Source organism: Janthinobacterium sp. SUN100 (genome assembly GCF_030397705.1).
In the GTDB taxonomy this organism is placed as follows: Bacteria; Pseudomonadota; Gammaproteobacteria; order Burkholderiales; family Burkholderiaceae_D; genus Janthinobacterium; species Janthinobacterium kumbetense.
Genome location: NZ_JAPUBU010000012.1, coordinates 1 through 1,408, shown reverse-complemented (window position 1 = coordinate 1,408; position 1,408 = coordinate 1). Strand labels below are relative to the sequence as shown.

Here is a 1,408-nt window from a genome sequence, read left to right as displayed (position 1 = left end):
CTTATCCTCTGTACCTGCTAAGGTTATAGGGACAAGCCGTACGGGCAATTAGTACTGGTTAGCTTAATGCATTACTGCACTTCCACACCCAGCCTATCAACGTCCTGGTCTCGAACGACCCTTCAAAGAGCTCAAGGCTCTGGGAAATCTCATCTCAAGGCAAGTTTCCCGCTTAGATGCTTTCAGCGGTTATCTCTTCCGAACTTAGCTACCCGGCAATGCCACTGGCGTGACAACCGGTACACCAGAGGTTCGTCCACTCCGGTCCTCTCGTACTAGGAGCAGCCCCCTTCAAATTTCCAACGCCCACGGCAGATAGGGACCAAACTGTCTCACGACGTTTTAAACCCAGCTCACGTACCACTTTAAATGGCGAACAGCCATACCCTTGGGACCGGCTACAGCCCCAGGATGTGATGAGCCGACATCGAGGTGCCAAACTCCCCCGTCGATATGAACTCTTGGGAGGAATCAGCCTGTTATCCCCAGAGTACCTTTTATCCGTTGAGCGATGGCCCTTCCATACAGAACCACCGGATCACTATGTCCTACTTTCGTACCTGCTCGACTTGTCAGTCTCGCAGTTAAGCACGCTTATGCCATTGCACTATCAACACGATGTCCGACCGTATCTAGCGTACCTTCGAACTCCTCCGTTACACTTTAGGAGGAGACCGCCCCAGTCAAACTGCCTACCATGCACTGTCCCCGATCCGGATAACGGACCAAGGTTAGAACCTCAAACAAACCAGGGTGGTATTTCAAGGTTGGCTCCACGAGAACTAGCGTCCCCGCTTCAAAGCCTCCCACCTATCCTACACAGATTGGTTCAAAGTCCAATGCAAAGCTACAGTAAAGGTTCATGGGGTCTTTCCGTCTAGCCGCGGGTAGATTGCATCATCACAAACATTTCAACTTCGCTGAGTCTCGGGAGGAGACAGTGTGGCCATCGTTACGCCATTCGTGCAGGTCGGAACTTACCCGACAAGGAATTTCGCTACCTTAGGACCGTTATAGTTACGGCCGCCGTTTACTGGGACTTCAATCAAGAGCTTGCACCCCATCATTTAATCTTCCAGCACCGGGCAGGCGTCACACCCTATACGTCCACTTTCGTGTTTGCAGAGTGCTGTGTTTTTATTAAACAGTCGCAGCCACCAGTTTATTGCAACCCTTTCACCCTCATGGAGTAAACCAATCAAGCTACCGGGGCGTACCTTTTCCCGAAGTTACGGTACCAATTTGCCGAGTTCCTTCTCCCGAGTTCTCTCAAGCGCCTTAGAATACTCATCTCGCCCACCTGTGTCGGTTTGCGGTACGGTCTCGTATGACTGAAGCTTAGAGGCTTTTCTTGGAACCACTTCCGATTGCTTCGTGAATAAATTCACTCGTCTCAACCCCTTGAATT

At 51.0% G+C, this 1,408-nt stretch carries 1 rRNA gene; it reads right to left on the bottom strand.

The annotated features are described in order from the left end of the window. Positions 1–27: 27 nt before the first annotated feature. A 23S ribosomal RNA gene (locus O0881_RS29165) occupies positions 28–1,408 on the bottom strand; the annotation flags it as partial.